Genomic DNA, 13,011 nt, shown 5'->3' with positions numbered 1-13,011 from the left:
TGTAGGAGCGAGCATGCTCGCTCCTACAAGGGGCGGTGAAATCGTGAATGCCAGACAGCACAAAGGGGAGCCGAAGCTCCCCTTTAATTTTCGTTGCGCGTGCTCTTTTTTTATTATTGAGGGGCGGTTTGTTTTTGTTTTTGGTAACCGTGGCCCTTTACCGCTGTTTTTGTCGATCCCCATCCGGGATCAAGAGCAAACGTATTTTTTTGAGCGCTGATCTACTTTTTCGCTTAGCGATCCAACCAGTTCGGGAGCTACCTGAAGGTAGTTTTATTGTTCTCTGCCCGGTTGCGGGTAACTTCGAAAAGCACCCTGAAAAGCACATCCTCTCCAAAAAAATCTGTTAGCTGCGTCTCTGCCGTGTTGTTTTTGTTATGTCAGAGTCGTTACGTCTTGTTTTTATTGGGTTTGCCGCAATTTTTTTATTCTTGTTATGCGATAGATATAGCAGAAGCCGTGCCAACTTTTAAAAATCCTTTAAAAACAGCAACTTAGGTTTTTCTAGGGTTTTCGGCCTCAGGGAAAACCCTACATTTTGTTTCCGTGTTACTCGCTTGTGCCCACGCTTTCGTGTCTGCGGTAACACCTCGACACACCCGCACACTTACTGTGCGCTGCGCGCCTTCGCCACACGGGAGCCGGTGGGGCGCCCCAGCACGGTACAAATTTGCTGGCCCGCCTGGATCAGCGCATCCAGGTCGATTCCGGTTTCGATCCCGAGGCCGTTAAGCAGGTAAACCACGTCCTCGGTGGCGACGTTGCCGCTGGCGCCCTTGGCATATGGGCAGCCACCGAGGCCAGCGATGGAGCTGTCGAACACCGAGATGCCTTCCAGCAGGCTGGCGTAGATATTGGCCATGGCCTGGCCGTAGGTGTCGTGGAAGTGCCCGGCCAGTTTGTCCCGTGGCACATCGGCCGACACCACGTCGAACATCTTGCGCGTGGCGCCCGCGGTGCCGGTGCCGATGGTGTCGCCCAGCGACACCTCGTAACAGCCCATGGCATAGAGCTCCCGTGCGACCCGTGCAACTTGCTCGGGTGCGACGTCACCTTCATAGGGGCAGCCCAGCACGCAGGACACGTAGCCGCGCACGCTGACGCCATGCTGCTTGGCGGCCTCCATGATGGGGACGAATCGCTCCAGGCTTTCACTGATCGAGCAGTTGATGTTGCGCTGGGAAAACGCTTCCGACGCCGCGGCGAACACCGCGACTTCCTTGACCCCGCAGGCAAGGGCATCTTCAAAGCCGCGCAGGTTGGGGGCGAGAGCGCCATAGGTCACGCCGGGTTTACGCTGGATCTGCGCGAACACCTCGGCGGAACCCGCCATCTGCGGCACCCACTTGGGCGAGACGAAACTGCCGACTTCTATATAGCCAAGGCCCGCCGCCGTCAGTGCGTCGACCAACTGCACCTTGTCGGCAACGCTGATGGGTTGGGCTTCGTTTTGCAAACCGTCGCGAGGGCCGACTTCGACAATGCGTACGTGGGTAGGTAGGGACATAAGAATCACCTGAAGTATTGGGTGAGCGGTGAGCTAATGTGGGAGCGGGCTTGCTCGCGAATACGTCAGTTCAGCCCACATCAATGTTGAATGACAAATCGCATTCGCGAGCAAGCCCGCTCCCACATTCGATTTGTGTGGATCTATTGAACCGATTCCTGATTCTTGAGGGTTTGTTCTAGCGCCTGCACACAGCGCTCTTCAGCCGTATCAAGCTCCAGCTTCATCTGCTCGATATCCAGCATCTGCTGTTCCAACTGTTCTCGACGCTCGGTGATTTTCGCCAGCATGCTGTGCAGTTGCTTGGTGTTACCGCTGGAAGGATCGTAGAGCTCGATCAGCTCGCGGCACTCGGCCAGGGAAAAGCCGATACGCTTGCCCCGCAGGATCAACTTCAGGCTGACCTTGTCGCGGGGTGAGTAGATGCGTTCCTGGCCACGTCGCTCGGGGCTGAGCAAACCTTGTTCTTCATAGAAGCGAATGGCCCGGGTGGTGATGTCGAGCTCACGGGCGAGGTCGGAAATGCTGTAGGTCTGGCTGCTCATGGGCGCGCTCGCAAAAGGTCATGGCGCTAAGCTAATGGCAGGTTGACGTTTACGTCAAGGGGCAGGGTTTTCCAGTGTCCTTGCTGGCCCCATCGCGAGCAGGCTCGCTCCCACAGGGGATCGCTGGCTGACACAAATTATTGTGTTCACTGGAGATCCAATGTGGGAGCGAGCCTGCTCGCGAAGAAGACGCTGCGGTCCAGCGTCCTACACCTTCTCCAGCTTGCGCTCCTGCGCCGTCACCTGCTGGCACAACTCGATCATCTGCTCGCGCATCCAGCGGTTCGCCGGGTCCTGGTCAGTGCTTTCGTGCCAGTAAAGGTGGGTTTCCACCGGGGGCACATCGTTGACCGGCAGATAAAAGGCGTGCAAATCGTTGCGGCGCGCGAAGCGTTCCGGCACGGTCATGACCATGTCGGTCTGCTGCAGCACCTGCGAGGCCATCAGGTAATGCTGGGAGCGCAGGGCGATCTTGCGCTGGATGCCCATTTTGCCGAGGGCCAGGTCGACATAACCCAGGCCGCTGCGACGGCTGGAAATGTGGATGTGGGTCAGTCCCAGGTAATCATCGAGGGTGAATTTTTCCTTGCCCGCCAGCGGGTGCCCTTTGCGCATGGCGCACACGTAGCGATCCTCCATCAACTTGACGTGACGCACCTGCGGGTCGGTGTTGAGCGGTGCATCCACGGCGAAGTCGAGTCGGCCCGCGGCCAGTTCCTTGGTGGTCTCGCGGCGCTTGGACAAAAAGCTTTCGATGATGACCGTCGGCGCAAGGCGGCGCAGGCGCTGGAACAGCGGTGGCAGGATCACGGCTTCAGTGAGGTCGGTCATGCTGATGCGGTAGGTCTTGACCGCCTGCAATGGATTGAAGATGCGGCTTTCCTGTACCGAAACGCGCAGCAGTGACAGCGCGTTGCGCACCGGGCCGATAATGTTTTGCGCCATGGGTGTTGGCACCATGCCTTGGGCGGTGCGCACGAACAATGGATCGTTGAAGGTCTCGCGCAGCCGGGCCAGCGCGTTGGACACCGCAGGTTGGGTAATCCCGACGATCTGGCCAGCACGGGTCAGGTTGGCTTCGGTGTAGATCGCGTCGAAGACGATAAAAAGGTTGAGGTCGACCTTGCTCAGATTCATTTACGCGGCTCTCTTATTGTGTGGACGGTAGCCTTGGCTATCAGTCGATCATATATCGGTGATGAATGTTTATACACGCCGAGAATAGGCTAGGTAAATTTTCATGGCTGTTCTAGCATCGATTGCATGACCTAAACAACCTCCCGCAAGAAGGTAGCTGCCCATGGATTTCGCTTATTCGCCCAAGGTGCAAGAACTGCGTGAGCGCGTGACCGCGTTCATGGACACCTATGTCTATCCCGCCGAAGCGGTATTCGAGCGTCAGGTCGCCGAGGGCGACCGCTGGCAGCCGACCGCGATCATGGAAGAACTTAAACTCAAGGCAAAGGCTCAAGGCCTGTGGAATTTGTTTCTGCCTGAGTCCGAGCTCGGCGCTGGCCTGACCAACCTTGAATACGCTCCGCTGGCGGAAATCATGGGGCGTTCGCTGCTGGGGCCTGAGCCGTTCAACTGCTCGGCGCCAGACACTGGCAACATGGAAGTACTGGTGCGCTACGCCAACGAAGAACAGAAACAACGCTGGCTCGAACCCTTGTTGCGCGGTGAGATTCGCTCAGCGTTCGCCATGACCGAACCAGACGTTGCGTCCTCCGACGCCACCAACATGGCCGCCCGTGCCGAGCGCCAGGGTGACGAGTGGGTCATCAACGGCAAGAAATGGTGGACCTCCGGCGCGTGCGATCCGCGTTGCAAGATCCTGATCTTCATGGGCCTGAGCAACCCCGACGCACCGCGCCATGCGCAGCACTCGATGATTCTGGTTCCGGTGGACACCCCTGGCGTGAAGATCGTGCGTCCGTTGCCCGTGTTCGGCTATGACGATGCACCTCACGGCCATGCTGAAGTGCTGTTTGAAAATGTCCGGGTGCCGTACGAAAACGTCCTGTTGGGTGAAGGGCGCGGCTTCGAAATTGCCCAGGGTCGTCTTGGCCCGGGCCGGATTCACCACTGCATGCGTTCTATCGGCATGGCGGAGCGTGCGCTGGAGCTGATGTGCAAACGCTCGGTGAACCGTACCGCGTTCGGCAAACCCCTGGCGCGCCTTGGCGGCAACATCGACAAGATCGCCGATTCGCGGATGGAGATCGACATGGCTCGCCTGCTGACGCTCAAGGCGGCGTACATGATGGACACCGTCGGCAACAAAGTGGCGAAGAGTGAAATCGCGCAGATCAAAGTAGTGGCGCCAAACGTGGCCTTGCGCGTGATCGACCGGGCTATCCAGATCCATGGCGGGGCAGGGGTGTCCAACGATTTCCCGCTGGCCTATATGTATGCCATGCAACGCACCCTGCGCCTGGCGGATGGTCCGGATGAAGTGCACCGCGCGGCCATCGGCAAGTTCGAGATCGGCAAGTACGTGCCCAAGGAAATGTTGCGCAGCAGTCACTAGGACGGCATCTGAAGCGGGCCCGGTTCGGGCCCGCACTCAATCCACGCTGGGCAGCCCGTAGAACGCCCGCGCGCATGCCGTACTGTGGGCGGCCAGGTCTTCCTGGCTTTCCCCGCGGTGCAAGGCCACCTCACGCAAGACTTCCGTCAGATACGCCGGCTCGTTGCGACCGTTTTTCGGTTTGGGGCGAAGACTGCGCGGTAACAGGTATGGCGCATCGCTCTCCAGCATCAACCGCCCACGCGTGATCTCCTTGACCAGCGGGTGCAAATGCGTACCCCGGCGCTCATCGCAAATCCAGCCGGTGATGCCGATGTGCAAATCCATGTCCAGGTAACTGAACAGGGCTTTCTTTTCGCCGGTGAAGCAATGCACCACGGCGGCCGGCAATTGATCGCGGTAGTCGCGCAGGATCTCCAGCAGCCGCTGGCTCGCATCGCGTTCGTGCAGGAACACTGGCATTTGCAGTTCTACCGCCAGCGCCAGGTGTTCTTCGAGGACTTTCTCCTGTTGTGCGCGCGGTGAAAAATCGCGGTTGAAATCCAGGCCGCATTCACCGATCGCCACGATGTTCGCTTCCTTCAGCAGGCTGCGCAGGCGACGCGCGCTGTCGGCATTCCAGTCGCTGGCCGCGTGGGGATGAACGCCGGCGGTGGCGAACAGCCGTTGCGCTGTTTCGTCCAGTTGCAGGCACAACTCCAGTGCCTGCTCACTGCCCTCGACACTGGTGCCGGTGAGCACCAATTGGCAGACCCCGGCGGCATAGGCGCGGTCCAGTACAGCCTGGTGCTTGTCGGCAAAACTGGGGTTGGTCAGGTTGACGCCGATATCGATGAGTTGCATGGTGCTACCTCGGGCCCAGGGCCGCAAAGCATACCAGAGCCCGGGATTTATAAGAAAAGCCAAGAACTACAACAGGTTATCGCTGTCTCTTAATGCCGCGAAGAAGTCTGGGTGGTGGCACGGCCATCATTAAGCCAGTCTTTCGCGCGTTGCCAGCGCTTCAGGGCGCTCTGTTTCTGTCGCTTGATTGCGTGAAGCCATTCATGCAGTCGACCTGAATTCTTTGCGGAGAGTGGATGATTCGTCCCTCGGTTTTGCTACTGCTGTGTTGCTCGCTGCTGCTGCCGATGTCGGCGGTTGCGCGTCTGCCCGGGCCGCTGCAAGCCGTACCGGCGACCAAGGTGCGTGACCTGACGGACATCCGCAGCAGCCGTGTGCTGCGCGTGCTGGTCAACCAGAGCCGTAACAGCTCCGGCGAAGTCCAGGGCCAGGCCATCGGCGTCGAATACCATCGCTTGCGTGCTTTCGAGCAATACCTCAACGGTCACGCCCGCGACGGCCAGGAAATCACCCTCAAGATCATTCCCAGAGCCAAGGATCAACTGCTCGGCGCATTGCAGCGTGGGGAGGGCGACCTTGTGGCTCCCGGCGAGTTGCTGGACTTGCAGCCAGGCTTCGCCGTCAGCAGCAGTGAGCCGGTGGCCAGTAACATCCCGTTGGTGCTGGTGGGGATCAAGGGCGAACGTCGCTATACCCGTCTTGAACAACTGTCGGGTAAAACCCTGGCGTTGCCCAACGGCAGCGCCGCCGGTGACGCCATCAACCAGATCAATCAGAAGTTGGCGCTGCACAAATTGCCGCCGGTCAAGATCGAGTGGGTCGACCCGAGCCTGGCGGTCGAGGATGTGCTGGAGATGGTCCAGGGCGGGATATTTCACCTGACCATCGTCGAGCAACCAATCGCCGAGCGCTGGGGCAAGATCCTGCCGAAATTGCGGGTCGATCGCCAGGTGCTCATCAGCGATCCAGGCGAAGAGTTCTGGTTCGTGCGCCGCGATGCGTCAATGCTGCGCGCCAGCATCGATCGTTTCCTGGCAGGCTATAAAAAGCCGTCGGACCAGGATGCCGCGTTCCTGCGGATCTATCGACGCCAGTACCAGGTCCACTATCCCCTGGCCAAGGCTGACCGCCAGCGCCTGGAAAAGCTGCGGCCGGTGTTGCAGAAACATGCAAGCGCCCAGGACATGGACTGGCTGAACCTGGCGGCGCTGGCGTTCAAGGAGTCCGGCCTGCAGCCTTCGGCACGCAGTGGCGGTGCGCCAACCGGCCTGATGCAGATCACACCGTCAGCGGCGCAGCGGGTGGGCGTCAGCAACATCCATGAACTCGATGCCAATGTGCAGGCCGGGGCCAAGTACCTGGCGATGATCCGCCGCAAGTTCTTTGCCAGTCCCAAGCTCAATGAGCGCGAGCGCATGGCCTTTGTGCTGGCGGCCTACAACATCGGCCCGGAGCGGGTGCAAGGGATGCGCGCGGAAGCCAGGCGTCGCGGGTTGAACCCCAACCAGTGGTTTTTCCAGGTGGAGCGCATCGCCATGGAGCAGGTGGGAATGGGACCTGTCAGCTATGTTAATAGCGTGAACAAGTATTACCTGGCGTTCGATCGGGAGCGGGAGTCGTTGGAGCCCCAGGGGCAAAAAGTTGCCCTTCGTAAATGATCGAATAAACTGATTGTTATGGCGGATTATTTGCGCTTTTAACATGAGATTTACTGATTAATATAGCGGCCAACCAACACACACTCTTTAGGGATGACACAGCATGAGCACACTGATCAACAAGGTACTGTTTACCCGCGCTGGCTACGGCCTGACCGTTTTGCGGATTGTCGTCGGCATCATCTTCGCCGCCCACGGTTCGCAAAAACTCTTCGGGGCATTGGGTGGCTATGGCCTGGCGGGCACCGCGCAGTACATGGAAAGCATCGGCCTGACACCGGGCTACCTGATGGCGACGCTGGCGGGCGGTACCGAGTTCTTCGGCGGCCTGGCATTGATCATCGGCTTGCTGGTACGTCCGGCAGCATTGGGCCTGACCTTCCTTTCACTGGTGGCGATCTTTACGGTTCATATCAGCAACGGCCTGTTCATGGCCAACAACGGCTATGAATTCGCCCTGGCGTTGCTCGGTGGCAGCATTGCGGTACTGATCGAAGGGGCTGGCAAACTGTCGGCGGACCGCGCCATCGCTGGGTAACGGCTTTGTGAGCAGATAAAAAAATGCCCGTATCAGCAGATACGGGCATTTTTTTTGGGCGCATCAGAACCCGAGTTTGTCGCGCAATCCGTAGTACCACGCACCCAGCGCAGCAAACGGGGTGCGCAACAGTTGTCCCCCCGGGAACGGATAGTGGGGCAGGTCGGCAAAGGCGTCGAAACGTTCCGCCTGACCGCGCAATGCCTCGGCCAGGACCTTGCCCGCCAGGTGCGTGTAGGTGACGCCGTGGCCGCTGCAGCCCTGGGAGTAATAAATGTTGTCGCCCAGTCTTCCGACCTGAGGAAGACGCGACAGGGTGAGCAGGAAATTTCCGGTCCAGGCGTAGTCGATTTTCACATCCTTGAGCTGCGGGAACGCCTTGAGCATCTTCGGACGTATGATTGCTTCGATGTTCGCCGGGTCCCGTGCGCCATACACCACGCCGCCGCCGAAAATCAGGCGCTTGTCGCCGCTGAGGCGGTAATAGTCGAGCAGGTAGTTGCAGTCTTCGACGCAATAGTCCTGGGGCAGCAGGCTTTTCGCCAACTCTTCGCCCAAGGGCTCGGTGGTAATCACCTGGGTGCCGCAAGGCATCGATTTGGCCGCCAGCTCCGGAACCAGGTTGCCCAGGTAGGCGTTGCCCGCCACGATAATGAACTTGGCCCTGACTTTGCCCTGCGGCGTGTGGACGACCGGGCTGGCTCCGCGTTCAATGCGCACTGCCGGCGACTGCTCATGAATGGTGCCGCCCAACGACTCCACGGCCGCCGCTTCGCCCAGCGCCAGGTTGAGCGGATGGATGTGCCCGCCACTCATGTCGAGCATGCCACCGATGTATTGATCGCACGCCACGACCTCGCGAATGCGGCGCTGGTCGAGCAACTCCAACTGCGTGTGCCCGAATCGTTCCCACAAACGCTTCTGGGATTCCAGGTGGCCCATCTGTTTGGCGGTGATGGCGGCAAACACGCCGCCGTCCTTCAAATCGCATTGGATGTTGTACCTGGCCACCCGATCACGAATGATCCGCCCACCTTCGAACGCCATCTGCCCCAGCATCTGGGCCTGCCGGGGGCCGACACTGCGCTCGATCACATCGATATCGCGGCTGTAGCTGTTAACGATTTGCCCACCGTTGCGCCCCGACGCACCGAAACCCACCTTGGCCGCTTCCAGCACCGTCACCCGAAAACCGTGCTCCAGTAGGAACAACGCCGAGGACAGTCCGGTGTAACCGGCGCCGATCACGCAGACATCAGTCTCGACCTCGCCTTGCAAAGACGGGCGCGGCGGCACCGCATTGGCCGAAGCGGCGTAATAGGACTCTGGGTAAGGGGTGTTCGCCATCCTGCAGCCTCTGTTTAATAAATTTAACGATTGCGTCGATCCTACCCGAGTTGAAAAACCGCCGCCAGCCACCGGAAAATCTTCTTCATCGCAGCAAAATTAAATATTTTGCATATTCATAGGGTTAGCTCGAAAAAAGGTGTTGACACCCTCCCGGAATTCCGTAGAATGCCGCCTCACAGCAGGCACGTAGCTCAGTTGGTTAGAGCACCACCTTGACATGGTGGGGGTCGTTGGTTCGAGTCCAATCGCGCCTACCAAACAAAATCCGCTCTGCTGGGCGGTCTGGAAGGGCTCACCGAAAGGTGGGCCCTTTTTTGTTGTCCGGGATTTGAGCCGTGGTTTCAAAACTCGCACCCAAAGCGCCAAAGCCCCCCGCATTACTGATCTGCTTCAATCCCGCCAAGCCCAAATGAAAAGCAATTCGTCTCGCATTGAACTGCCTGCAACCAATTGCATCAAAGCAGGACAGGCGAGCGGACTATTCGTGGGTTCACTGAGGCGGGAGAGTGACGATGGGGAGGCGGGCGACGATCAAGTTCTTTGCGGCGTACCTGTCCATTTGCCTTTTGCTTCAATGGACGATGGTCGAAGCGTCTCCCTGGATAGCCCGCCACGTGCTGCTGCGGTGGATTTTGTAGTGGCACCTCTGCAAGTGACAGTCATCCCTTGCTACCGCGATTCAGGCGTAATATAGGCAGTGTTATCTCATCTGAAGGAGTCGCATATGATCTCCGACCAAATGAACAGACAGGCATCCGAGCACAAGGCTGTGTGGGATCAATATTTCTGCGCTGCGTTGATTGCCGAAAGCCATCTGACGGCGCCCGTCGTTGGCGCGGTCACGCATGAAGACCGGCAGAATCTGTTGATTGAAAGGGCCAAGGCGCTCGCGGACAAGATGATTGAATGCAGGAAATGACCTGAGCCCAGCCTTCGCGCTGGGCTCTTCACATCGGCGACCTGGCAATCATGGCTGGACGATTCAGGCAACCAGTTCGACTTTACCTGTCGCCAGGCGATAAATGCCCCCCACTATTTTCAGCTGGCCCTTGCTGAGCGCATCGGTCAGCAGGGGCGTGGCTTGCTTGAGGCGTTCGATCGAGTTCTTGATGTTTTGCACGGTCGCGTTTTCCACCAGGTCACCTGGACGACCGCTGACCTGCTCGACAGAGGATTTGAGTGCATCTGTCAGTGCAGGGATCTTCCCGGGGAACACCGTGTGATCCTTGACGGCTTTAACGCCAGCCTCGATGGCACCGCAGCGTTCATGGCCCAATACCAGGATCAGGGGGGCGCCGAGCACGGCCACGCCGTATTCGAGGCTTGCAAGGCCTTCGTCGGTGACGAAGTTGCCGGCCAGGCGAACGGCGAAAAGATCGCCCCGTGCGGTATCGAACGCGTATTCCGGGGCGATGCGCGAGTCAGAGCAACTCAGCACCGCCACGAAAGGATTCTGACCGGAAACCAATGCTTCTCGCTCATCCTTGAAGTCGTGGGTTTCGGAGTTACCGCTGACATAGCGTTCGTTGCCCGCCATCAACCTTTTCAGGGCCTCATCCGGACTGATGACGTTTTTGGGTTTTGGAGGGGCGGAGGTTTTCTCGGCTGCCTGGATTATTCGGCTCGGCAAGGCGCCCGCCAATAGCAGGGCACCTGCTCCCAATCCGGCAAGGCGAAGGAAACGACGACGCTCGTGGGTAGTTGCTGTTGAGTTTGAATCACATGATTCACACATGATGTTGTGTACTCAGGTCACTTCGGTGGGAATGACAGCGGTTGGCGTAGTGCCTCGAAGAGCCTCGGCACTGGAGTGTTGGAGTCTAGTAGACCTGTAACATTATGTTTTTGCGGCAAACCCCGGGTTCATGGGCTACTACTGACAGGCTGATTCAACTTCGTCCTTACAGGAGTTTCCCGATGCTGACTCACTGGTTGCTCGCAGCGATTCATCTTTTGGCGTTTGCGCTTGGATTCTGGGCTGTCCTGGTGCGTGGCACGGCTTTTCGGCGCCTGGCTGTCGGCGCAGGCGAGGCTCGTGATGTATTGATCGCAGACAACATATGGGGCATTTCTGCCCTTGTCCTGCTGGTTACCGGCGGCATGCGCGCTTTTGGCGGCTTAGAAAAAGGCACGGATTACTACCTGCACCAGCCGTTGTTTCATCTCAAGATGACGTTGTTGGTGCTTATCCTGCTACTGGAAATTGCGCCCATGGTGACGTTGATCAAATGGCGGGTTGCACGGTCGCGTGGGGCGGCTATCGATACCTGGCGTGCAACGCTATTTGCACGAATCAGCCATATCGAGGCGGTGCTGGTGTTGCTGATGATGGTGGCGGCGAGCGGGATGGCGCGGGGTTTCACATTCGGCTGACAGAAAGTGAAGGGAAAGCGCAGGCGTGTTGCGCTGGAATCTTTAGCCAGCCGTCGTTGCGGGGCGAACGGGCTGGCTACTGACTACGACAGGATTCAGGTTTGTGGCTTTTCCGGGGCGGTCAGGCCGGCCTGAATGCGCTGGTAAATTTCTTCGCGATGCACTGCGACGTCTTTGGGGGCATTGATGCCAATCCGGACTTGCTGGCCGCTTACGCCCAGGATGGTGATCGTAATGTCATCACCAATGTTTATGCTTTCACCGACTTTGCGGGTGAGTATCAGCATGGTCTTCTCCTTGATTGCTTCGTGGGGCACCTGATTCGGACAGTGCAGAGGTCGGTGTTATGTATAGATTAGTGCGAAGTCTCACGGTTTGGGTGCCTCTTTCTGACGCGCAGATACAGCATTAATTCCCAAGGTGTAACTATACAGAGGCCGTCACTATCATTCTCGTTGTTTTGCGCCCATTTTACGGCACTCGCGAAGTATTCATGAATGCTAAAATCCCCCGCTTTAAGCATTCAGAGGGAAACGCTGTGCGCAAAATGGTCTTGGCAATCGCGGTATTGGCTCTGGCGGGATGCGGTGAGGGCAAGCGCGAGGAGACACCAAAGCCGCAGCCTGCAGCGGCGGCGACGTCGGCGCAGGTGGCGGGGCCACAGTGGGATCTCGAAGTACGGGGCGAAACGCCCCAGGCCGTCAGCGATCTCAGCGGCTGGCTGATCGAGCATAGCTTCATGTCCAACGTGGTCAGGGAAAATGGCAAGACTCGCATCCTGATGGGGCCTTACAACTCCAGGGAAGAAGCCGATGCCAAACAGGCGCAGGTAAATGCCGCGCTCATCAAGGCGAAGAAACAGAACATCGAAGTGCTGGTGCTGGAGCGCCCGACGGCTCAGTGAGGGCCCAGCCGGGCGGCTAAAAAAAAGGCCTGGGGTGTTCAACCCCCAGGCCTTTTTTTACCGCTGGCGTTCAGCCGCAGGCTTTCATGTCGACCGGGCCGACGAACTCGTTGCCGCGCCCCATGACACACGCCACGCTCTGGTTGCGCTGGCGTTCCCAGGCTTGCACCGGGTAGGTCTTGTCCCATGCCTGGTACAGCTGCTGGTCCTGTTTCGACAGGCGCAAACCATATTGCTTGCTCATGTAGAAATAGGTTCGGGCGATCATGCCGCGAATGGACGGGCGGGGCATGACTTTCTTCGCCTTGAAGTCGACCTGGGTCAGGCACGACCCGTATTGGCCCGATTGCTCCGGTAGCCAGCCGAAACTGAAGTTGCTGCGGTCACCATTAACCTCGCCAATGCTGGGCACCAGGTTGTGCAGGTCGGCTTCGGCCTTTTGGTAGGTCGGGTCGTATCGCGTACAGTTTTTACGCCCGCCCTCCTGCCAGCACTGGCGCTGATGCCCGATTTGCCACGCCGGAACAATGTGTTCCCACTCGATGCGGGCGGCACGCTTGGCGTTTTTGCGTGGCACATAACCGCAGGCCGCGAGGTTCACTTTGTTACCGGTGTATTTGCAGCCGCAATAAAACTCGGTGGATTGCGGTGCATACAGCTTCCAGGCGACTTTCTTGGCCTCGCTGAACGTGCGTGGCGCATCAGCCTGGGCCCCCATCGCGAACAACAGGAGCAGCAGGGCAAAACAACGGACACTCATCGA

The 13,011-nt window shown here is 58.6% G+C and carries 15 protein-coding genes and 1 tRNA gene; 8 read left to right on the top strand and 8 right to left on the bottom strand.

Annotated features, from left to right (window positions below; translation table 11 throughout):
- Positions 1–13: 13 nt before the first annotated feature.
- Complete coding sequence (locus CGA21_RS04065; protein WP_158539265.1) at positions 14–220, top strand: hypothetical protein; 207 nt, start codon at positions 14–16, stop codon at positions 218–220.
- 387 nt (positions 221–607) lie between these two features.
- On the opposite strand, the gene CGA21_RS04060 is transcribed toward CGA21_RS04065, so the two are convergent.
- The 3 genes from CGA21_RS04060 to CGA21_RS04050 form a co-directional block, all read right to left on the bottom strand.
- Positions 608–1,507 (bottom strand): hydroxymethylglutaryl-CoA lyase, encoded by a 900-nt coding sequence (locus CGA21_RS04060; RefSeq protein ID WP_188263584.1) that lies wholly within the window; start codon positions 1,505–1,507, stop codon positions 608–610.
- 143 nt (positions 1,508–1,650) lie between these two features.
- Positions 1,651–2,052 (bottom strand): MerR family transcriptional regulator, encoded by a 402-nt coding sequence (locus tag CGA21_RS04055; protein ID WP_110753907.1) that lies wholly within the window; start codon positions 2,050–2,052, stop codon positions 1,651–1,653.
- A gap of 207 nt (positions 2,053–2,259) precedes the next feature.
- Positions 2,260–3,189 carry a LysR family transcriptional regulator gene (locus CGA21_RS04050; RefSeq protein WP_110753905.1) on the bottom strand — a complete coding sequence of 310 codons (930 nt, stop codon included), beginning with the start codon at positions 3,187–3,189 and terminating at the stop codon, positions 2,260–2,262.
- A 163-nt stretch (positions 3,190–3,352) separates the two neighbouring features.
- On the opposite strand from CGA21_RS04050, the gene CGA21_RS04045 reads away from it, so the two are divergent.
- Positions 3,353–4,582, top strand: coding sequence for an acyl-CoA dehydrogenase (locus CGA21_RS04045; RefSeq protein ID WP_033041303.1), 1,230 nt, complete (start codon positions 3,353–3,355; stop codon positions 4,580–4,582).
- Between the two features lie 36 nt (positions 4,583–4,618).
- Here CGA21_RS04045 and CGA21_RS04040 read toward each other — a convergent pair whose 3' ends face one another.
- Positions 4,619–5,425: a TatD family hydrolase gene (locus CGA21_RS04040; RefSeq protein ID WP_188263583.1), complete on the bottom strand. Its 807-nt coding sequence runs from the start codon at positions 5,423–5,425 to the stop codon at positions 4,619–4,621.
- A 236-nt stretch (positions 5,426–5,661) separates the two neighbouring features.
- Here CGA21_RS04040 and CGA21_RS04035 point away from each other — a divergent pair, with 236 nt between their 5' ends.
- Entirely contained in the window at positions 5,662–7,083 is a 1,422-nt protein-coding gene (locus CGA21_RS04035; RefSeq protein ID WP_188263582.1) for a transglycosylase SLT domain-containing protein, read from the top strand.
- Positions 7,084–7,186: 103 nt separating this feature from the next.
- Entirely contained in the window at positions 7,187–7,621 is a 435-nt protein-coding gene (locus tag CGA21_RS04030) for a DoxX family protein (RefSeq protein ID WP_020800379.1), read from the top strand.
- 63 nt (positions 7,622–7,684) lie between these two features.
- On the opposite strand, the gene CGA21_RS04025 is transcribed toward CGA21_RS04030, so the two are convergent.
- Entirely contained in the window at positions 7,685–8,968 is a 1,284-nt protein-coding gene (locus tag CGA21_RS04025; RefSeq protein ID WP_110753898.1) for an NAD(P)/FAD-dependent oxidoreductase, read from the bottom strand.
- Positions 8,969–9,151: 183 nt separating this feature from the next.
- On the opposite strand from CGA21_RS04025, the gene CGA21_RS04020 reads away from it, so the two are divergent.
- Positions 9,152–9,228 (top strand) — tRNA-Val (locus tag CGA21_RS04020).
- Positions 9,229–9,695: 467 nt separating this feature from the next.
- Complete coding sequence (locus tag CGA21_RS04015; protein WP_188263581.1) at positions 9,696–9,890, top strand: hypothetical protein; 195 nt, start codon at positions 9,696–9,698, stop codon at positions 9,888–9,890.
- A gap of 63 nt (positions 9,891–9,953) precedes the next feature.
- On the opposite strand, the gene CGA21_RS04010 is transcribed toward CGA21_RS04015, so the two are convergent.
- Positions 9,954–10,706, bottom strand: coding sequence for a carbonic anhydrase (locus CGA21_RS04010; RefSeq protein ID WP_188263580.1), 753 nt, complete (start codon positions 10,704–10,706; stop codon positions 9,954–9,956).
- A 182-nt stretch (positions 10,707–10,888) separates the two neighbouring features.
- Here CGA21_RS04010 and CGA21_RS04005 point away from each other — a divergent pair, with 182 nt between their 5' ends.
- A complete protein-coding gene (locus tag CGA21_RS04005; RefSeq protein ID WP_110753894.1) occupies positions 10,889–11,344 on the top strand; it encodes a DUF2214 family protein in 456 nt (151 codons plus the stop codon).
- A 95-nt stretch (positions 11,345–11,439) separates the two neighbouring features.
- Here CGA21_RS04005 and csrA read toward each other — a convergent pair whose 3' ends face one another.
- Entirely contained in the window at positions 11,440–11,631 is a 192-nt protein-coding gene (csrA, locus tag CGA21_RS04000; RefSeq protein WP_008057174.1) for a carbon storage regulator CsrA, read from the bottom strand.
- 251 nt (positions 11,632–11,882) lie between these two features.
- Between csrA and CGA21_RS03995 the strand changes: the two genes are divergently transcribed.
- A complete protein-coding gene (locus CGA21_RS03995; RefSeq protein WP_188263684.1) occupies positions 11,883–12,248 on the top strand; it encodes an SPOR domain-containing protein in 366 nt (121 codons plus the stop codon).
- Between the two features lie 70 nt (positions 12,249–12,318).
- On the opposite strand, the gene CGA21_RS03990 is transcribed toward CGA21_RS03995, so the two are convergent.
- The gene (locus CGA21_RS03990) at positions 12,319–13,008 is read right to left on the bottom strand and encodes an endonuclease (protein WP_033041209.1); all 690 of its coding nucleotides are present in this window, start codon (positions 13,006–13,008) and stop codon (positions 12,319–12,321) included.
- Positions 13,009–13,011: the final 3 nt, after the last annotated feature.

The organism is Pseudomonas sp. PSB11 (assembly GCF_014596605.1).
Classification (GTDB): domain Bacteria; phylum Pseudomonadota; class Gammaproteobacteria; order Pseudomonadales; family Pseudomonadaceae; genus Aquipseudomonas; species Aquipseudomonas umsongensis.
This window is presented reverse-complemented; position numbering and strand designations above follow the sequence as displayed.